The organism is Halotia branconii CENA392 (genome assembly GCF_029953635.1).
Classification (GTDB): domain Bacteria; phylum Cyanobacteriota; class Cyanobacteriia; order Cyanobacteriales; family Nostocaceae; genus Halotia; species Halotia branconii.
In genome coordinates, this window is sequence record NZ_CP124544.1 from 38,957 (window position 1) to 57,048 (window position 18,092).

22 protein-coding genes and 1 riboswitch are annotated in these 18,092 nt (G+C 41.7%); of the genes, 16 read left to right on the top strand and 6 right to left on the bottom strand.

The window, feature by feature from the left end; genetic code table 11:
- The first annotated feature begins 577 nt into the window (after positions 1-577).
- From QI031_RS30520 to QI031_RS30595, 16 genes are all read left to right on the top strand, one after another.
- The gene (locus QI031_RS30520; protein ID WP_281486335.1) at positions 578-2,158 is read left to right on the top strand and encodes a reverse transcriptase domain-containing protein; all 1,581 of its coding nucleotides are present in this window, start codon (positions 578-580) and stop codon (positions 2,156-2,158) included.
- A 53-nt stretch (positions 2,159-2,211) separates the two neighbouring features.
- Complete coding sequence (locus tag QI031_RS30525; protein WP_281486336.1) at positions 2,212-2,844, top strand: hypothetical protein; 633 nt, start codon at positions 2,212-2,214, stop codon at positions 2,842-2,844.
- Positions 2,845-2,909: 65 nt separating this feature from the next.
- Complete coding sequence (locus tag QI031_RS30530) at positions 2,910-3,095, top strand: hypothetical protein (RefSeq protein WP_281486337.1); 186 nt, start codon at positions 2,910-2,912, stop codon at positions 3,093-3,095.
- A 55-nt stretch (positions 3,096-3,150) separates the two neighbouring features.
- Entirely contained in the window at positions 3,151-3,528 is a 378-nt protein-coding gene (locus tag QI031_RS30535) for a DUF6876 family protein (RefSeq protein ID WP_281486338.1), read from the top strand.
- Between the two features lie 64 nt (positions 3,529-3,592).
- A complete protein-coding gene (locus QI031_RS30540; RefSeq protein ID WP_281486339.1) occupies positions 3,593-3,808 on the top strand; it encodes a hypothetical protein in 216 nt (71 codons plus the stop codon).
- A 2-nt stretch (positions 3,809-3,810) separates the two neighbouring features.
- On the top strand, positions 3,811-4,227 hold the full coding sequence (locus QI031_RS30545; protein WP_281486340.1) for a hypothetical protein: 417 nt from the start codon (positions 3,811-3,813) through the stop codon (positions 4,225-4,227).
- A gap of 97 nt (positions 4,228-4,324) precedes the next feature.
- Positions 4,325-4,615 carry a hypothetical protein gene (locus tag QI031_RS30550; RefSeq protein ID WP_281486341.1) on the top strand — a complete coding sequence of 97 codons (291 nt, stop codon included), beginning with the start codon at positions 4,325-4,327 and terminating at the stop codon, positions 4,613-4,615.
- Positions 4,616-4,664: 49 nt separating this feature from the next.
- Positions 4,665-4,934, top strand: a complete 270-nt coding sequence (locus QI031_RS30555) for a hypothetical protein (protein WP_281486342.1) — start codon at positions 4,665-4,667, stop codon at positions 4,932-4,934.
- 263 nt (positions 4,935-5,197) lie between these two features.
- Complete coding sequence (locus QI031_RS30560; protein ID WP_281486343.1) at positions 5,198-6,265, top strand: hypothetical protein; 1,068 nt, start codon at positions 5,198-5,200, stop codon at positions 6,263-6,265.
- Positions 6,266-6,383: 118 nt separating this feature from the next.
- The gene (locus tag QI031_RS30565) at positions 6,384-6,833 is read left to right on the top strand and encodes a DUF1257 domain-containing protein (protein WP_281486344.1); all 450 of its coding nucleotides are present in this window, start codon (positions 6,384-6,386) and stop codon (positions 6,831-6,833) included.
- Positions 6,834-6,836: 3 nt separating this feature from the next.
- Entirely contained in the window at positions 6,837-7,040 is a 204-nt protein-coding gene (locus QI031_RS30570; protein ID WP_281486345.1) for a DUF2997 domain-containing protein, read from the top strand.
- Positions 7,041-7,085: 45 nt separating this feature from the next.
- Positions 7,086-7,349, top strand: a complete 264-nt coding sequence (locus tag QI031_RS30575) for a hypothetical protein (RefSeq protein WP_281486346.1) — start codon at positions 7,086-7,088, stop codon at positions 7,347-7,349.
- Entirely contained in the window at positions 7,336-8,958 is a 1,623-nt protein-coding gene (locus tag QI031_RS30580) for an AAA family ATPase (RefSeq protein WP_281486347.1), read from the top strand. The genes QI031_RS30575 and QI031_RS30580 overlap by 14 nt, the downstream gene beginning before the upstream one ends.
- A gap of 76 nt (positions 8,959-9,034) precedes the next feature.
- Positions 9,035-9,385 carry a hypothetical protein gene (locus QI031_RS30585; protein ID WP_281486348.1) on the top strand — a complete coding sequence of 117 codons (351 nt, stop codon included), beginning with the start codon at positions 9,035-9,037 and terminating at the stop codon, positions 9,383-9,385.
- 65 nt (positions 9,386-9,450) lie between these two features.
- Positions 9,451-9,999, top strand: a complete 549-nt coding sequence (locus QI031_RS30590; protein ID WP_281486349.1) for a WGR domain-containing protein — start codon at positions 9,451-9,453, stop codon at positions 9,997-9,999.
- A 69-nt stretch (positions 10,000-10,068) separates the two neighbouring features.
- The gene (locus QI031_RS30595; protein ID WP_281486350.1) at positions 10,069-10,293 is read left to right on the top strand and encodes a hypothetical protein; all 225 of its coding nucleotides are present in this window, start codon (positions 10,069-10,071) and stop codon (positions 10,291-10,293) included.
- A 16-nt stretch (positions 10,294-10,309) separates the two neighbouring features.
- Here QI031_RS30595 and QI031_RS30600 read toward each other — a convergent pair whose 3' ends face one another.
- The 6 genes from QI031_RS30600 to QI031_RS30625 form a co-directional block, all read right to left on the bottom strand.
- The gene (locus QI031_RS30600) at positions 10,310-11,323 is read right to left on the bottom strand and encodes an ABC transporter ATP-binding protein (protein ID WP_281486351.1); all 1,014 of its coding nucleotides are present in this window, start codon (positions 11,321-11,323) and stop codon (positions 10,310-10,312) included.
- Complete coding sequence (locus QI031_RS30605; RefSeq protein ID WP_281486352.1) at positions 11,320-12,405, bottom strand: iron chelate uptake ABC transporter family permease subunit; 1,086 nt, start codon at positions 12,403-12,405, stop codon at positions 11,320-11,322. Before QI031_RS30605 ends, QI031_RS30600 begins: the two co-directional genes overlap by 4 nt.
- The gene (locus tag QI031_RS30610; protein WP_281486353.1) at positions 12,405-13,607 is read right to left on the bottom strand and encodes an ABC transporter substrate-binding protein; all 1,203 of its coding nucleotides are present in this window, start codon (positions 13,605-13,607) and stop codon (positions 12,405-12,407) included. The genes QI031_RS30605 and QI031_RS30610 overlap by 1 nt, the downstream gene beginning before the upstream one ends.
- 63 nt (positions 13,608-13,670) lie before the next feature.
- Complete coding sequence (locus QI031_RS30615) at positions 13,671-14,543, bottom strand: (2Fe-2S) ferredoxin domain-containing protein (RefSeq protein WP_281486354.1); 873 nt, start codon at positions 14,541-14,543, stop codon at positions 13,671-13,673.
- A 40-nt stretch (positions 14,544-14,583) separates the two neighbouring features.
- Complete coding sequence (locus QI031_RS30620; RefSeq protein ID WP_281486355.1) at positions 14,584-16,713, bottom strand: TonB-dependent receptor plug domain-containing protein; 2,130 nt, start codon at positions 16,711-16,713, stop codon at positions 14,584-14,586.
- A 210-nt stretch (positions 16,714-16,923) separates the two neighbouring features.
- Positions 16,924-17,358, bottom strand: a complete 435-nt coding sequence (locus QI031_RS30625; RefSeq protein ID WP_281486356.1) for a DUF1636 family protein — start codon at positions 17,356-17,358, stop codon at positions 16,924-16,926.
- Between the two features lie 321 nt (positions 17,359-17,679).
- Positions 17,680-17,829, bottom strand: a riboswitch (cobalamin riboswitch).
- Between the last annotated feature and the right edge of the window lie 263 nt (positions 17,830-18,092).

Sequence of the window (18,092 nt, forward strand, 5' to 3'; positions counted from 1 at the left end):
AAATCAGTTGAAGAATTGGTGCGATTCGTTGCCTAGTGAAGCACGGTAATCAGTCCGTACATAACTAAGCCAGCCTGACAGCAGATTACTGTCACTAAAGGCTGAACTCTCGGTCAGATGCAAGTGCAAGCCTTGCCATTCAGACTCAGAATTGATTCCTTATCTGCCCACACCGAACAAGCTCGGTTCTTGTAGAGTGAAGCTGGGAACAGGGCGCAATCAGACGACCGTTGCGGGTTGACACTGGCGCTAATAGGGAGTTCCTATGATGAAACAGAGCCTAGAAAAGCGACTTATCAACAGGCAGGGCGCAACACAAAATCCCTGACCTTGCTGGAGTTCATTCCCGCCGAACACCAGTTCAGTAACGGCAAAGAGTCTAGGGAATCCAGCAGTCGAATTGGCTACATCTAACGGAACAATCAATCTCTCCGGGGGAACGAATAAAAACGAGTTGTGGGTCTAGGGGCGGTCGAACCCCAAGTAGCCCAGACGAGCGGAGGAATCCCCACAATTCGGGTAGGACAGACCGTAATTGGTCTGAGGTGTTCAGAAAATACAAACTCTAGAAGAGAAAATGATTAGACACAGTGTAAAAACTAGTGAATCTTGGAGAGCTTTACCGTGGAAGAAATTCCGCCGAAATCTTTTCCGCCTTCAAAAGCGCGTATTTAAAGCGGTTCTTGTTGGAGACAAGCGGAAAGCTAGGTCACTCCAAAAGCTTATTCTAAAATCCACCTCGGCTCGATTTCTTGCAATAAGACAAGTATCTCAGCTAAATGCTGGTAAAAAGACGGCTGGTATTGATGGTAAGAAATCCCTCTCATTTGAAGAACGCTTCAACCTTGAAGAACTACTGAAAATGAATAGTGGAAATTGGAAGCACCAGGGTTTACGGGAAATCCCCATCCCTAAAAAGGACGGGACTACCAGAATGCTTAAAATACCAACCATCGCGGATAGAGCTTGGCAATGCCTCGCAAAATATGCACTTGAACCAGCACACGAAGCCACTTTCCACGCTCGGAGTTATGGGTTCAGAACCGGGCGCTCTGCTCACGATGCACAAAAACACATCTTCAATAACCTAAGCTCTCAAGCCAACGGAATAGAGAAACGAGTAATCGAACTCGATATTGAAAAATGCTTCGACAGGATTAACCACTCAGCAATAATGGACGAACTCATCGCCCCCAAAGGCTTGAAAATCGGTATTTTCCGATGCCTCAAGGCAGGGGTAAATCCAGAATTCCCTGAACAAGGAACCCCACAGGGGGGAGTGGTCAGCCCATTACTAGCTAACATCGCACTCAACGGGATTGAGAGTATACACAGATACCACTATAACTACAAAAAAGGAAACAGAATCACTGATAAAACCTCAAAAGAGGATATCACTGAGCCATCAATCCGATACGCGGATGACATGGTTATTATACTCCGACCCGAAGATGATGCGACCGAGATACTTGAAAGAATCAGCGAGTTCCTCTGCAAACGCGGAATGAATGTAAGCCAAAAGAAAACCAAAGTTACCGCCGCGACAGATGGGTTTGATTTCCTCGGCTGGCACTTTAAAGTCCAGAAAAACGGAAAGTTCAGAAGTATCCCTTCAGTGGATAACTTCAAAGCATTTCGTAAGAAAGTAAAACATATCGTCAACAACTCGAATTATGGTGCTATCACAAAGGCTGATAAATTAGCCCCGGTAGTTAGAGGCTGGAGAAATTACCATAAGTTCTGCAAGATGGACGGGTCTAGAAACTCGTTATACCACATTGAAAAAAGAGCTTACAGGGTATTTAACAAGGAAACCAAGCAAACCCGCTACTCTAGCAAGAAATTACTAGACAAAGCATTTCCAACAGTTTCCTACTCCGAAAACAAACACATTTTTGTCAAAGGAACAAAATCCCCCTATGACGGAGATACAGCCTACTGGAGCGAACGTAACAGCAAGCTCTACGACGGCAAAACCTCTATTGCTCTCAAGAAGCAAAGCCATAAATGTACTTCCTGCGGTCTGAAATTTATCGATGAAGAACGGATTCATCTGCATCACATCGACGGAAATCACGCCAACTGGAATAAAAACAATCTTGAAGCAATTCACGAAAGTTGCCACGATTACAAACACATGAGCAAAAGCGCAAGCTAAGAACATCGGGAGCCGAATGCACAGAAATGGGCACGTTCGGATCTAACTGAGAGGTGCGGGAGATAATACTCCCCATCGACTCAACCATATCAGTTGAAATCAGCTTTTACGATCATGAAATTTACTGTGGTGATAAACTGATAGCCGCAATTGCATACGACGATGACCTGACGCAACCTTGGGTGGTCTTAGTAGAGGGCGTTGAGAGATTCCGCGCTAACACTTGGGCAAGATGTTATCGCTACATCAGTTGGCATCACCAAGACGGCACACTCAACGCCCCCTTACCTTTTGGAGAAGCGGAATTAGTTACACAACATCAGCAACTCGCACTCCCACCCAAAAAATCAGAATTACCAACCACCACTGGTAATGAGGTCATGTCCCAGATTTTCACCGAATGCGAAAAATACGAGTTTGAATTACTCGACGATGGTATTTACCACCACGACCAAAAGCTTGGTGAAGTAGGCTGTACTGATAATCACTGGTGGGTGATTCGAGCCTCGTCAATGCATCAACAGAAAGTCCCGTGTGATTCTGTGGCAGATGCGGTGTGGTCGTTGTCGATGAGTCAGTCCGTGTCTTGTGAAGATTTATTAGACCGACCTTTCGAGACGCTAACTCCTGAAGAATGGCGGAGATTGATGGAGTATGAGCCAGCGCAGAAGTTAGTAGCGGCGTAATTGTTGGTGAGCGCTTTTGTTGAGGCAAGAGCGCTGTTCTTCATTCATCTAAACAGGGGAAAATCATGAAACTTAGCTACGACCAAGAAACGGGCGTGTTTATCGTTTCTGAATTAGGACGCATTTTAGATTCGGATTTAGATTTAACGACGCTAGGAGTGCGGTATGGTTTTATCGCTCCTCCCGTTGGTGACGAGATGACGGACGAAGAAGCGCAAGAGATGGTTGAGGATTTCTTAAAGTGCGAGTAGCGGATTTGATGCTACGCAGATGTGACAGCGAAAACTACAAACAGGAAGTGCAATCATGGCAAATACTACTGCAAAGACTGCTGAAGAGATCGTCGCAGACTTGGAGCAGTTCACAGGCTCATCAGTCGTTTACAGACATTGGTTGGGTGTTCTACGCTACACAGAAGGTGTGAAGTACTTGGCTGAATCGACGCAATGCTACTGGCTGCTGGATGCGATTGGGTCTTATCAAGGGCAGCTTCAATCTAATCCTGAACTGAGAGATTTTCAAATATGGCATTTGATAGTTCAGGAGAAAACTGCAACATTGATTTGTGGGGAGGACACGGATAAGGAAGTGCTACGACAACAGATAAAGTATACCGACTTCCCGCTACCTGAAATTAAGCTTTATCTAGCACAGAAGGTGTTGATGTTGCCAAGCGAGTATTGAGGGGGAACGGTGGGTTTTGAAGCCCACCTTTCAATCTGGATATTTATCTTTATTGAGGTAAAAAATGAATGAGTTGAGTTTAGAAAAAGCCTTAGTAGCAGATAATCAAACGTCTGTGAGTGTGCATGAAAACTTGGATCAAATTTTCGGGATGCTAGTAGATTTTAAAGAACGAAATCCCCAAACTTTCAAGTTCCTGTGCGATAACAGCGGGGATTTAACGCTTGGAGATGCGATTCAAGCATTAGCGCAAACATTGGATGTATTGGAAGAGGAATAATTATGCAACCAACAATTACATTTCCACACGGCTACGGACGAACAAAGTACAACATTGGGCAACGGACGAAACAGGGTAAAATCATCGGCATTGAGTATTATCCTCTTGAGAGTTTGCTAGCTGGAAGTTGTAGTTACGGCTATCGCTACAAAGTGATGACTTCTGATACTAATAATGAAGTTAAGATGCTCGAAGAAAATCAAATTGTACCACTTTCGCCTCAAGAGTTGGAGGCAGAAATTTTATCAGAAGTTGATTGGTATCTGCTTCAACTTGTACTGCTGCAACAAGAATTGGGAGCAGACTTAAAGATTAACACGCCGTTTGGTAAAGTTCATCCACCAATCTCAACTACAAAGCGCACGAGTGATAGTGCGTCAAGATTATCGGAGCCAATTAAAGAGAAAGTGGCAGCTTGATATCGGATTAAAAACTGGAGCTAACTGGTAATTTCACAAAACAGTTAGCTCCAGAAAATCGATTCGATACTAACAACAATTATGGCACAATAAAGCAATGAGCAACCAACAACATCAAGCAGCTTGGGATGCATTGATGTCCCTCAACAAAAGGCATTATATAGCTACAGGTTTTTATGCTTTGGGTGATGCATTTCTAATTAGCGGAAAAGACCCACAATACAAAAATAAGATTGTGCTTGTGGAACATTGTGGCAAGCTTCAAATTAATCATTGGGACTGGACGACTGATAAATCCCAATGTCGTCAGCCAACAATCACAACCAATGGCGACGATAATAATGGCAATTTGAAGCGTAAAGCTCCATCGCTGAAAGTGTACAGCTAATTCCAGAATAGCTACGCCAAACTGCATTGAAATAATCAAGGATAAGCAGATGAAACTAAGTCCTGTATACGATCCTAAATCGCTTAGTTCATCAAAAGTATATCGAATTGATGGAGCTTTTTATCAATACCTGCGCCAATCAGGTAGTAGCGCTCATCCGCAATATGTATTCGGATACTTACCTGCACCAGGGCATAAAACTAAATCTGATTTATTGCTGAATCGGAATAAATTGATAAGCCGTTGTGAAGAAGTAGTAGGAATGGCTTGCAATACTACTGAGGCGAAAGAAAGCTCCGAGCAACTTCAATTATTTTAACGTCATGCCGATACATAAACCACCTGTCGTTAAAAGACCCATCAAATTGCAAAACAAGATAATCTATCGAGTAATTAGAGACATACAGCACATCAAGAATAGTTCCCAGCTTGGAAGAGCCAAAGTCAACAAGAAATCTTGCATGGTTCGCAGTCAAGGTACTTACTGGATGATTATGTAGCTCCGAACTTAAGCAGCTTTTTTTGTTTCCAAGAACAAGAAAAGCTGCGCTTAAAAGATTTGAAAATATAAGGTACTGAATCATGGTACAAGCAATTGCTAACCCTGAAGCATTTCTTAAAGATGCAGTAGTCGAGCGTTACAACTTTTCAAAATTAAATAAGACTCGTATTCGTTTTAAAATCCAACTGAAGAAGACGACTAAAAGCAATGCTCCAAAGTGGACTGATGTTTTGAAAACTGATGATGATGAACAAGAGTCCGATTTGCTGAAAGTTAAGTCATCGGAAGTTGGTTTGAAAGGCATCAAAGTATTCAAAGCTCTTGATGAAGCGGCAGGTCAATTACGTCAAGAAATTGCTTCAGTCCAAGAGTGGATGACATCGGATAGTGGCGACTGGGTTTGTCCAATTGATTTAGCTCCTTTGGTATGGAGTGAACTGCTGAATATTCGAGATAATATTGCTCCTACCCTTCGCGCACAGTTAAAGGACGAATTTGAAAAAGGCTTGACGGATTATCAAGAAAGAATCGACCACTTCCTTTCGCTTACTGCTTGGGAATTGTCATTAGAAAAGCAAGAGGAAGTTAAAGCCAACTTGCTTAAGGCATTCCCCACATTGCCGGAGTTAGAGGATTATTTGCAGGTGGTGATTGGTCGTCCGGTGATTATTCCTGCATTGTCCGAACAACTTGATCAGCAACAAGCCGAATGCCTTGCTCAGATAACCCAGTTCATACAACAGTATGACCAAAACCTGGAGCAAAGGTTACGGGAATCTGCTGTTGCTGGTGGTGAACAACTAGCAGCACAATTGCTCGAAGAACTGAGCGAGTGGGAGCCAGGACGCAAGCCAGTTCAGTTTAAAAAGAAGATGGAGAAACACCTAAAGAAAGTGCGGGTGTTGCTGGCGAATGCCTCACTGGAAGCTGGTGGTAGCCTCCAGTCGATGATGAATCACTTGGATTCGATTGTGAATGACCCAGCGATTGAGTCGAAGAATTTGGGTTCATCGGGGCGTAGTCAGTTACAGCAAAAAGTAGATTCAATTTACTCGAAGCTGTTAGACGAACAACGCAATCTACAACAGTTGGCAACCGGCGATGTGGGCTTATCAAAAGCCACAGTCAAATCGTTCAAGTTCCGTTAGAAAAAAAGGCTTGGACGGTGCAGAATCGCCCTTGCCTTAATCACCGAAATTAAAAGTGCGATATCCACGTTAACAGTTTAAGTCGGATGTCGCATCTACAAAATTATTGAGGTTAATTATGTCTCATTTTTCAACAATCAAAACTCGGTTAACCAATCGTGATTGTTTGGTGCAGGCTTTGAAGGATCTGAATCTTTCGCCTCAAGTCTACGAAAAGCCAAAAGCGCTCAAGGGCTACTACGGCGGTTCTCAAGGACAGAGCGCTGAAATCATCGTATCTGGTCGGACAATCAAAGCCCGTGCAGATATCGGTTTCCAGTGGAATCAAAACAGTGGCGTGTACGATGTGATACACGATAAGTATGAAACCTCTCCTCGACTTGGTGAAAACTTCTTCAGCCACAAACTGATGCAAACTTACGGTAAACGGATGGTTCGTGCTAAGGCCCAGGAATTACAAGAAAGATTTGGTGAATGCACGATTGCAGAGGAAACCAACGAACAAGTGCAGACACTACGTTTGACCTTCGCAGGACATCAACAAACCCAACAATACGCACGGAGGTAGTAAATGGAACGTTCAATACTCATACATTTCGATAAATTGACTGGTGAAGTGCGAGTAGAAGCTGAGGGTTTTGAGGGGCTGTCTTGCCTGGAAGCGACACAGCCATTTGAGGAGGTGTTGGGAGTTGTGGAGGGCGATCGCACTTTTAAACCAGAAGCCCAGCAGCAACGTATGACAGCAAATCACCAAACACGACTGCGGCAGTAAGAAAAAACGGGGGAATCAACGAGTTCCCCCACAGTAAAACGCATTATGAACGATTTAACACCAGAATATCCTTTTATTCATGTCTACGCCCAGCAAAAAGTACATCAACCAGTGATCATCAAAGGTAATACTGAAGGGTTGTGTGTGCTACTGAATGCTTTAATTTGTGCGCTTGCAAATCGAGACAGCAACGGAGTGGCAGAGGTTTTTTGCGGCGATGCCGAAGCTTTTGAAGTAATCGTGAGACTTGTTAATACGCACGATGAACTCTTACCAATACCGTATCAAAATTACAATGAACCTAAATAATATCTTTGCCACTCTGGATTCTCAAATCCCCATAGTGGCTCTTGAGGTGCTTGCCCCGGAAGAAGCTACGATTATCCAGTGGTTAACGACACAAGCAACAGAATTACTTGACAGTCCCGTATTCTTCTGGAATCTGGGAGTTTCTAGCCTGGAGCAATGCCTGATTGCTGATGATGGAGGATTGGTATTCAAGCCGGTTCCAGAGTACAAAAGACCACTACCAGCAGATCCGTTGTTGTACATTTTCGAGTACATCAACAATTTTGATGGTGTTGGTGTGTTTGTCCTGGGCGATGTTCAACCGTTTGTTGGAAAGAACTCGCCGCAAATGAGTTGGGAAATCTTGACCAGAGTGAAAAACCTCTATCACCGACTCAAGCCTACAGAAAAACGTATCATCTTTCTAGGTCAAAACATTCAACTGCATGAGTCTTTGGTGCGGCTGATTCCTTATTTTGAAGTGCCACTGCCCAGCGTTGAGCAAGTTCAGGAGCATTTGGATTCATACTTGCAGTATTTGGGAGAATCGGCAACTGAACAAGAAGTACAGTTCACAGTTGCGTTGACTCCTGAAGAAAGAGAATCTCTGGCACGGGCAGCGCTGGGATTAACCCTGGAAGAAATCAGTGATTTCTTGCGGCTGAATGTTAAAGAACGTTTGAGTCGCAGTGGTATTACTATTGATGCCAGCGTAACGCCGCTGGTAGTTGAATACAAAACCCGGCTGCTCTCTCAGATGGGCATTGAATTGGGAAAACCTGCAACAATTCCCTTTGGCGGACTCGATAACTTGCGCGAGTGGTTGACTCGGCGGCGGCGGTTGTTTACACAAGAGGCGCGATCGCTCTCGTTGCCACAACCCAAAGGTGTGCTATTGGCTGGCCCACCGGGTACAGGGAAATCTCACTGCGCCAAAAACATCGCCAATATCCTTAACTTACCATTACTCCAGCTTGATATTGCCTCAATGCTTGGTTCTCTGGTTGGTGAATCTGAGGGCAATGTTCGTAGGGCTTTGAAAACAGCCGAAGCCATCGCACCTTGCGTTTTGTGGGTGGACGAAATCGAAAAAGCCTTATCTGGACAGGGCGATAGCTCTGGCGTTTCCCAGCGAATCTTGGGAAATCTGCTTACATTTATGTCTGAATGTACGGCGGGTGTGTTCGTTGTGGCAACCTGCAATGACCCATCGGCATTGCCTTCTGAACTCAAGAGGAAAGGCAGATTCGATGAAAATTTCTTCGTTGATTTGCCATCTGAGCCAGAACGCTGCCAAATTCTCAAGATTCACCTGGAGCGATTTGGTATTGCGGTGGAGGACGAGTATTTAGAGGCGATCGCTGCCAACACCGCGAAGTTTTCAGGCGCAGAACTGGAAACGCTAGCAGCCGAAGCCGCATTGCTGGCATTTGATGAGGATAGACCACAGCAGGTGACGTTGAGTGATTTGATGCAGTGCTGTGAGAATATCACACCGCTTGCAATCCAGGATGCAGCTTCAGTGGAGAGGATGCAAGCGTGGTCTAAAACTGCCAGGGCTGCTTCTAGTGTAGTCGCCCAAACACCAACTAAGTCTTTAAAGACTGCGCGATTCCGCAATTTGAACTGATTAAGAACGTGATCGCTTCTACCTGAAAGTAGTGGCGATCGCTATAACCACACTATTTTTCAAGGATGAAAAAATTATGTCTACTGACCTTGTAACCTACTACGGACAAACAAACCGAATTGACCAATTGGTTGATAAATACGGCGGATATTTAGAACAGATCAACCGAGAAACAAAACTTTTACTTCGCATAACTTTGTCTACTTATATCTTAATGCAACAGGAGTATAGTCCAAGTGAATATCCAGTCATAAAAGCGTTAGAAGATGGACTATGCGAGTTAGTGATTCCAGATTCTATTCCACAAGATTTATATGATGTTTGTTCCCAATTAGAGGGGCTAACTGTTTATGAAGCTGAAACATTATTAGAAGCATTGCAGCATCAAATACGCTGGGGCAATGCCCGAACAGTTGTGAATCATTAGCTGATTAAAGGTGAACATCTAATTTCCAGGTGTTCACCTGCAAATTAATCGAAGAAAAGAAAATCATGGAAACATATCTCGTATTTGTGGATACTGTCCGCAACAGTAACAAGTTTTGGTCAGCCAAAGTCGAAGATACTCAGCTAACTGTAGAATGGGGTCGAGTTGGTTACAATTCTCAAACAAAAGTTCATTCTTTAGCAAGTAATCAAAAAGCGAATTTCAAGTATTATCAACTAGTGGCTGATAAGAAAGCTAAAGGCTATCAAGAAAGCCAGTCACAAATAGATGGCAATCGGAATATTTCTGAAATAAGACGCGCAATACAACTGTTGAACATCATGCGCCCCTGCATTGCTGTGAAGAATTTTCATGAGGGTTACATTGCTGCTCTTAATGAGTATTTGCAAATTGTTCCCACACCTTTGGGGATGCAGATAGATCCTTGCAGGGTGTACCGAACAGTAGAAGATGTTGACCATCAACGAGAACTGCTCAACTCTCTATTGGTGAATGATTCTGTAGTTGTTCAGCCGACTACAGCAGCAGTAAAAGCTGAAATTACAACTGTTAGTCTTAAGACTATCAGTAAGAGTTTCTGGCGACATTTATAAATTAATTATCTCCAAACTCTTTAATCAGTTTGGAGATAATTATCCAGCAGCTAAACGAAGAAGATGAAAATGAAACAACCATGCTTTGATTGCCCATTCCGAAAATCTGTGGCTTATGCGCTTTCGCCTGAAAAAGCGCATGATATTCTGCAAGCGATTACGCATGATAAAGCTTTTCACTGCCATAAAACAGTTGATTATTCTGACTCTCACGAAGGTCGAGTTACTTCGGAATCGAAACTGTGTTTTGGTGCAGTTTTGTTCTTGGGGAATACAGTTAAAGAATTTCAATAGATTAGGGACAACGCTTTTATAAATAATTCAAAAATTTAATCAGTTCATACAATGAATCATAAGTATATACAGTCTTGTTTTTTGTGATTTTCCACAAGACTTGTTTAGAATTTGATACCACTTCTACTGAGATTGGTAAGCTATTTTGAATTTGATTAACTTTGAATCCCACTCTTTGTAAAGCACGAATAGTCCATACAATTGCAATACCCTCACCTCTGACATTAATTTCTCCTTTGTGGGATGTATGGAGATGAAATTCTCCAGAAGCAACATCAAACTCTACACCTTCACTCGCGAAAGTATCAGCAAATGCACCACTCAACACTAAATCTTCTGGCGCGCCAACGTGTAAAATACCATTAGTTGATAATAGCCAAACCTTATCAGCCAGACGCAAAGCTAAATCTAAATCGTGGGTAGAAAGGAGAATCGCCTGATTGGTTTCTCGTGCTAACTGGCGCAACAACTGCATAATTTCCACTCGTCGTGGTAAATCGAGAAATGCTGTTGGCTCATCAAGTAACATCACAATAGGCGACTGAGCCAAAGCACGCGCAATCATAATTTTTTGACGTTCGCCATCACTGAGTTCGCTAACTTGACGTGAAGCTAAATGTAACGCACCTACAGACTTTATCGCCCAATGTACAATAGCCTCATCTTCTGGTGTTAAATTTCCCCACCAGTCAGTGTAAGGATGTCGTCCTAAACTCACCAGAGTATAGGCTGATAACATTCCCACATCAACCTTTTCCGTCAGTACCAAACTCAAACGCTTGGCTAATTCTGGCGGTGCTAACTTGTAAATATCATCTCCCAAGAGTCGCACCTCACCCCCTATTGGTGGTTGCATTCCGGCAAGCGATCGCAGTAAGGTAGACTTACCCGCACCATTCGGCCCCAGTAAACACACCAATTCCCCAGCTTCCAGACACACAGAAATATCCCTCGCCACACACCGCACATTTTTGCGGGATATTTGATAACCAATATTCAGATTATGAGTAGTTAAAATTGCATTATTCATGATGGAAAGGATTTTTGGGAATTACGCCGCAGAATTACCCAAGTGACAACAGGAGTTCCAATTAAAGCTGTAATCGCATTTAAAGGTAAAACCATCTGACTCACCGCAAGTTGAGAAAACAAATCCGCGATTAATGCTAAAATTGCCCCCATAATCATCACACTAGGGATTAACATCCGATGGTCAGAAGTATTGAAAAGACTGCGACACAGATGAGGAATAGCCACACCCAAAAATGCGATCGGCCCACAAAAAGCCGTAATTCCACCAGCTAAAATAGAAGCACTACTAATAATAGAAAACCTAGCTTTCTCAACCGTTAAACCCAAACTCCGCGCATAAGCTTCTCCCAACAACAGCGCATTCAAAGATTTAGATTGCAACACCGCTACTAATAAACTGCAAACTATCACCGGAATTAACACAATTAACTGTTTCCAAGTCACTCCAGCGAAGCTACCAAAAGTCCACATAATATAACTTTGAATCCGTTCTTTAGAGCTAAATTGCAATAAAATACTCACAATTGCACTCGTAGCGTAACCAAACAATAAACCCAAAATTAGCAGCGTCATCGTCTCTTGTACTCGACGCGCCACAACTAACATCAAACCCAAAACCGCAGCCGCACCAAGACTAGCAGCTATCACCAAGCCAAAATCAGTAATAATTCCCAAATCATTTAATAAAGTTGGTGTAGTTAAACTCGCAGTTAACACTACCAAAGCCACACCCAAACTTGCACCAGAACTAATTCCTAATACAAAAGGCCCCGCCAAGGGATTTTTAAATAGAGTTTGCATTTGCAAACCACTCACACCCAAAGCCGCACCAGCTAAAGTTGCAGTCACAGCTTTCGGAAGTCTAAATTTCAGAATAATATTCGCCCATGTTGCTTTTTCTGGTTCTTTTCCCAGTAAAATATTGATAACTTCTTGAATAGGAATAGAGACAGAACCTAAAGCCAAATCTAGTAAAAATGCAACAATAAAACCGATAATTAACAGCGAAAATACTAAAGTTTTGATAGAAGTAGATTTAAAAATTATTAATAGGTTAGACGGCAGATATTTAAATAACATTATTTATTAAATTTACGATAATACAACAATTGATGCTTCGGTAATATTTCAGGATGTAGGATTTTAATTAAATCTGCAAGCACAATATCAGGGTTACTAATTCCCCCTTCCCAGTAATCATTACCACCATTCGCATTCACCCGCCCATTGTTATTATAAAGATTGCCTGTTTTCACAGCTTGAAAATCAGCATAACGATTATCTTCTGAGATTAAATCTTTAACACTCTGCCAAGCTTGGCTAAAATTTAACCAATAATCAGCATTAGCTGCGCGTTCTAAAACCACTTCAAAAGAAAGCGGTAAACTACCATTAGATTTATCATCACTCCAAAGATAATTTCCTCCAGCATCAGTCAGATATTTCGCTACATAACTGTTACCACCTGGCATAAACCAAGTACCTTTAAAGTTAAAGCCAACAAATACACTCGGACGGTTTTTCACAGATTGAGCTTTTGCCGCTATTTGTGTATATCTATTCACAATTTCATTAAATATCTTTTCTGCTTTGGCTTCTTGATTAAAAAACAAAGCCGTAAATTTTAACCATTCACTTCTTCCCAGTGGTGTATCTTCCATATACTCAGCATTTATTCCCACCTTTAAACCAGCTTCTGTGAGTTTGCTATAACTATCAGTTTGGGAATTACCTGTGCCGAAGGTTGTTACTAAGTCGGGATTTAATGCTAATAATTTTTCAATATCTACATTGGAAATATTACCGACTTGGGTAATATTTCCGGCTTTAATTCTCTCAACTACTTCAGGCGTATTGACTTGATTGCTATTACTAACTCCAATTAATTTATCAACTACACCTAATTTAGTTAAATGGGGTAAATGCGTAGTTGATAAAGAAACTATAGAGTTAATGGGAACTGTAATTACTTGTGCTTGCTTAAATCCTTGGGGTGTGGGAGTTCCGCATTGGACTAAAACATATTGAAACTGAGTTTTGGCATTTTGCCAAGGATTTTTGATGGTGACTACTTTGTAATGTTTATGATATTCTACCGCCAAACCTCTGGCGTGGGTGATTTTGATTTTATTGGGGAAGTAATCTTGATTGGGGTTATAGTTGGGGCTACAGGTGTTAGTTGATGTGTGAATTGTGGTTTGATGACAGGCGATGATGAGGATGGCTATGAGGCATAATTGACAGAGGAAAATGATTGGTTTTTGGTGGGGGAATTTTATCATTTTTATCTCACGCAGAGACGCAGTTCGCTAAAAGCGTTCCCGAAGGGTAGCGCAGAGAGAGAGTTAGGGGGTTTGGGGTGGGTAGAGGTTTTCGGTGATTTTGTTACCTTTAATGAGGTGTTCGTTGACGATATTTTCTGCAACATTGGGGTTAACGCGAGTGTACCAAGTTCTATCATTGGAATAAAAAACAACTGGGCCGAGTTGACACACTTCTAAACAGCCGGATGTTCTGACTTCGATGTCTAAACCTGCTTCTTCTACTGCTGATTTTAAAGCATCAAATGTAGGTTGCCATTTACGAGAAGGTAGACAGCGTGTAGAGGTACAAACGGAAATATAGGAATGTTTGAGAGGATTTTTGGTAAAGGGTATGGGTTTTTTACCTAATACATAAATATCTCGCAAATCTTGATAAAGAGCTAATTTATCTAGATTTGGTTTACCCTCCGGTAATAAATTTTCTCCATCTACCAAAGGATTAGGTAATAAAATCGTCATCAATTGTTCATTCGCACCATTCCAAAACTGAATCCCCCAACTTCTAGGATTTCCTTCTGTATTAAACCGCCGATAAAAAGCCGTACGGGAAACTAAACGTTGCTTCCTCACTTCCACAGGAGTTTTACACAAAGGGCCGCCAAAATTAGTATCAATACATAAATGTAAATGCCAACCCTCAGCAGCCACCGTCAAATAGCCATCATAGAGAATACAAAGCTTTGGTTGTGCATTAAATTCTAACTCCAAAACACTACCTTGAACAATATGAGCAATCCCAATCTGCTGCCAATTTTGTTCAAACAAAGTATAAACTAACGATGCTAAAACATCACTCCCACAATCAAAATATTCATACTCAATAAACCCCCCCGTAGCTAAATCTTCCTTAACCACCTCATTAACTGGTGTCACCCAACAATTAAACTCAGCCATTCTTAATCCTCCTTTGCGCCTTTGCGTGAGCTAATTCTTCTTAAAACCGAGAACTCAACCCAACCTGAAAAACCCTCCCCCCATCAGGATAACCAGGAAACAACTGATAACGCTGATCGAACAGATTATCCAAACTCCCAATTAAAATCAAACTATCACTAATCGGCATACGCATCTTCAAATCAAAAGTCGTATACCCCGAAAGAAACTCCGTATTAATATTATTAGTCGGATATCCATTTAAGGAGTTCATCAACACACCCAAATACCAACCTTGAGGATTTTCATAAGACACCCCCAAATTTAATTTATCTGCACCTGCAAACCTTAACTCCTTATCAACCTCCGCCGGATTAGCACTTGCTAAAATACGCGGATCATTCACCGTATAATTAACAAAAGCATAAACATTCCTCACTATTTGTAAATTTAACGAAGCTTCAATTCCCGTAGTTTCTACTAACCCGATATTTTCCCAAGTTCCCGTATTTCCATTGACAGGCGGGATGAGTCTTGTAAAGGCAATTGTATCAGAAACACGGTTTCTAAAAAATGTCAGCCTCAACAAACCAATATTCCCTAACTTTTGGTCAATCCCCACATCAAAACTATCTCCTTGTTCTGGCTTGAGGTCAGGATTACCAATATTAGTAGGATTAGTATTAAATAAATTGGCGATCGTCGGCGCACGGAAGTTTCTGATATAGTTGGCGCGGAGTGTAGTTGCATCTGAAAGTGCGAATTTTGCTCCTACAGATGGTGAAGTAAACGAACCATTGACCAAACTACTAAAATCTTGCCGCACTCCCAAATTCATACTGAAATTCGGAGAAAAGTTAATTTCATATCTCCCAAAAATTGCCCCTTGTCCTATAGCATCATCATAATTTTCTCTTGTGATGTTTGTCCCATAATTAAATGTGGTGTTGCGTACATTGGTATTACGATAATCAAAGCCATAAACTAAAGTCTGATTCTTCGCAATATTCCAATTATGGGTAACTTGAATACCATAGGAATCCTGTTTGGTATCAAAGCGGTTTTGAGAGGTAATTGCACCGCTACGATTATCAAAACGAGTATTGAGAAAGTCAGCATAAACTCTTGCTGTTAATAGAGAATCATCACTGCTTCCTAATTTGGAGTTCCAGGTTAAATCGGTGAGAACTTGGTCTGTGTATTTGCGATTATTCTCAGTCAGAGAGTTAAAAAATCCCTGTCCAAATTGAGGTACAGGAATGGGTACGCCTCCCGGTACTCCCTGTTCTTTACCTAAATATAAGGTGGAGAAGGTTAAGGTGTTACGTTTTCCTAAATTTGCTTCTAATTTGACGTTAAAGTTATTAAAGAGTGCGTCATTATTCGTTCTTGTCCCCTCAAAGTTAGCTTCAGGAATACGAAAGCGATAATTATTTTGTGCTTGAGTCCGGTTGTAACCAACTACCCAAGAAATATCACCAGACTTTCCACCATTTTGAATGCTTTGTTGATTCAGTCCATAGGAACCGAAATTAACTTTGGTTTCTGTGGTAATTTGCTCTGTAGGACGACGGGTAACAATATTAATTACCCCACCTATTGCATCTGAACCATAAAGAGTTGAACCACCCCCAGGTAATACTTCGACTCTTTCAATATTATTAGTGGTAAATTCTGATAAATCGAAACCACCACCATCTAAATTATTAATTGGTCTACCATCCAATAAGATTAAGACTTGACCAGTATTAGAACCGCGAATAAATTGACCGCTTAAAGCGTTGACTTCTGTCCCAACTGTACCGTCACCTAAAATACCTGGAAGAAATCGCAGTGCTTCTTTGACTGTTCTTGCGCCTTGCGCTTCCATTTCTTCGCCAGTAATCACATACACCGGACGGGTGGAATCTTTGACTGTTCCCTCGCGGCGAAAAGGGGAAAACACAGGTTCATTTAACAGTTTGTCAATGACTGTCAGTTCAATGTCGGGTTCGGTTTCTGTTGTATTTTGAGATATTACTTCTGCAACTGGTTGTAAGTCTTTGGCGGAACCTTCCTCTTGTGGAAACTCGGATATTTGTAAAACTTCTGTGGCTATAATGCTGGAACTGTTCCACAGCATCCCTGCGGTGATAGTCAAACTAGAAACGATAAGTTGAGTTTCCCATCTGGCAATAAACTGAGTACGCATTGGTAATTTAAGCCACCTGTATAACTAAAAACTGATTGTCAGCAAAGATTTGAGCTTTTTTGGTAAAAAACTCTCAGCCAGTAGGAAACCTACAATTTTTGATAATGATTATTATTATCATGTAAATGGTGTAACTTACAAGCTTGTTTCAAAGGTTCGTAATTAGGCCTTTAGTCCTAACTACGAACTTGATGTACTACTGGTAATTAATTAACAGCAATCCACGGTTAATTTTGCCCACTTATTTAGGGGTGGGATTTTTGCTAAAATTCCTGTTTTTAAACGTTCTGGACGTTCTGACCAAGGTAGTAAACCATCAGGGTTGACGTAGTATTGAGTTGCACATTGCAGTATTGCAGATGGACTATCATCAACTGCTAAATTGCCGAAAAGATAGGTTAATTTCTCTTCTCCTGTAAAGGCGATAGCTGCGCCAACGCCTTCGGCGAACGCACAAGCATGGTTGCAAGCACTCATACATTCAACTCCTTGAATGGAGAATTTATGTTGCAATTCCCAAGTTTGTGCAAGTGCTTGGAGTTGTTGCAATAGCTGCCGTCCACCACTTTCATCAACTCGCTTGCCATTTTGCCACACACTGGCGCAGGTCGTGCAGACAAATAAAGTATGTTGTTTTTTGTTCATTAATTTTCAGACGTTGCCGATTGAAATGATGAGTTAGCCTCACGCATCCTGCAAGCAAGAGAATTCTGCCTTACGGGAAGTGTAGGCGCAAAGCTAGCTATGATTTGGGGATAACGTAAATATGCGAAGGTGGGAGTAAGATCCGAATGGATTTTCAGGCTTGTATCTATAACCTTCTGCGTGAGTATTGATATGTCTAGGAAAATGTCTACAATCTCAGAGAAATTTGTAGTGCGTGGCGTATGTCTGACGCGATGAGACAGTAATCCTGATTAATAGAGAGAATAGTGATTGCGTTATTCATCTGTACCTCGCAGATGGGAGTTTGTGGTACTTTCGGCGGGCATTCTGACTTAGAGACACGTTAACTTTGTCTCATTACAGCTGCGGGACAATGCCGGATTTACACCGAACTTTCCCCTTTACATCTGATGGCTGCTCCCCATCAGAACCGACAGTTGTAGGTAACATTACCATAGTTGTTATCTATATGTAAATTCAGTCGATAATAATTTAGATTTTCCTTACTGAATTTTAATTATACTTTTGCTACTGCTAACATCCATAAAAGAAATCCCCTAGCTATCAGTACAGGAGAGGAAGTTTTTTATACATTATATATTTTTGTTAAGTACCTTACGCCTCTAAGAGGTAGTTTAACGCTTTAACTTTGCTATTAAAGCTCCATACATGGCAACTGGCAAAAGCGGTAAAACCAGAAAACTTGTTTTTGT

Excerpts from the sequence above, each read along its gene's own strand:
- QI031_RS30520 (WP_281486335.1), top strand. The coding sequence starts at position 578 with ATGATTAGACACAGTGTAAAAACTAGTGAATCTTGGAGAGCTTTACCG.
- QI031_RS30530 (WP_281486337.1), top strand. The coding sequence starts at position 2,910 with ATGAAACTTAGCTACGACCAAGAAACGGGCGTGTTTATCGTTTCTGAA.
- QI031_RS30535 (WP_281486338.1), top strand. The coding sequence starts at position 3,151 with ATGGCAAATACTACTGCAAAGACTGCTGAAGAGATCGTCGCAGACTTG.
- QI031_RS30540 (WP_281486339.1), top strand. The coding sequence starts at position 3,593 with ATGAATGAGTTGAGTTTAGAAAAAGCCTTAGTAGCAGATAATCAAACG.
- QI031_RS30545 (WP_281486340.1), top strand. The coding sequence starts at position 3,811 with ATGCAACCAACAATTACATTTCCACACGGCTACGGACGAACAAAGTAC.
- QI031_RS30550 (WP_281486341.1), top strand. The coding sequence starts at position 4,325 with ATGAGCAACCAACAACATCAAGCAGCTTGGGATGCATTGATGTCCCTC.
- QI031_RS30555 (WP_281486342.1), top strand. The coding sequence starts at position 4,665 with ATGAAACTAAGTCCTGTATACGATCCTAAATCGCTTAGTTCATCAAAA.
- QI031_RS30560 (WP_281486343.1), top strand. The coding sequence starts at position 5,198 with ATGGTACAAGCAATTGCTAACCCTGAAGCATTTCTTAAAGATGCAGTA.
- QI031_RS30565 (WP_281486344.1), top strand. The coding sequence starts at position 6,384 with ATGTCTCATTTTTCAACAATCAAAACTCGGTTAACCAATCGTGATTGT.
- QI031_RS30570 (WP_281486345.1), top strand. The coding sequence starts at position 6,837 with ATGGAACGTTCAATACTCATACATTTCGATAAATTGACTGGTGAAGTG.
- QI031_RS30575 (WP_281486346.1), top strand. The coding sequence starts at position 7,086 with ATGAACGATTTAACACCAGAATATCCTTTTATTCATGTCTACGCCCAG.
- QI031_RS30580 (WP_281486347.1), top strand. The coding sequence starts at position 7,336 with ATGAACCTAAATAATATCTTTGCCACTCTGGATTCTCAAATCCCCATA.
- QI031_RS30585 (WP_281486348.1), top strand. The coding sequence starts at position 9,035 with ATGTCTACTGACCTTGTAACCTACTACGGACAAACAAACCGAATTGAC.
- QI031_RS30590 (WP_281486349.1), top strand. The coding sequence starts at position 9,451 with ATGGAAACATATCTCGTATTTGTGGATACTGTCCGCAACAGTAACAAG.
- QI031_RS30595 (WP_281486350.1), top strand. The coding sequence starts at position 10,069 with ATGAAACAACCATGCTTTGATTGCCCATTCCGAAAATCTGTGGCTTAT.
- QI031_RS30600 (WP_281486351.1), bottom strand. The coding sequence starts at position 11,323 with ATGAATAATGCAATTTTAACTACTCATAATCTGAATATTGGTTATCAA.
- QI031_RS30605 (WP_281486352.1), bottom strand. The coding sequence starts at position 12,405 with ATGTTATTTAAATATCTGCCGTCTAACCTATTAATAATTTTTAAATCT.
- QI031_RS30610 (WP_281486353.1), bottom strand. The coding sequence starts at position 13,607 with ATGATAAAATTCCCCCACCAAAAACCAATCATTTTCCTCTGTCAATTA.
- QI031_RS30615 (WP_281486354.1), bottom strand. The coding sequence starts at position 14,543 with ATGGCTGAGTTTAATTGTTGGGTGACACCAGTTAATGAGGTGGTTAAG.
- QI031_RS30620 (WP_281486355.1), bottom strand. The coding sequence starts at position 16,713 with ATGCGTACTCAGTTTATTGCCAGATGGGAAACTCAACTTATCGTTTCT.
- QI031_RS30625 (WP_281486356.1), bottom strand. The coding sequence starts at position 17,358 with ATGAACAAAAAACAACATACTTTATTTGTCTGCACGACCTGCGCCAGT.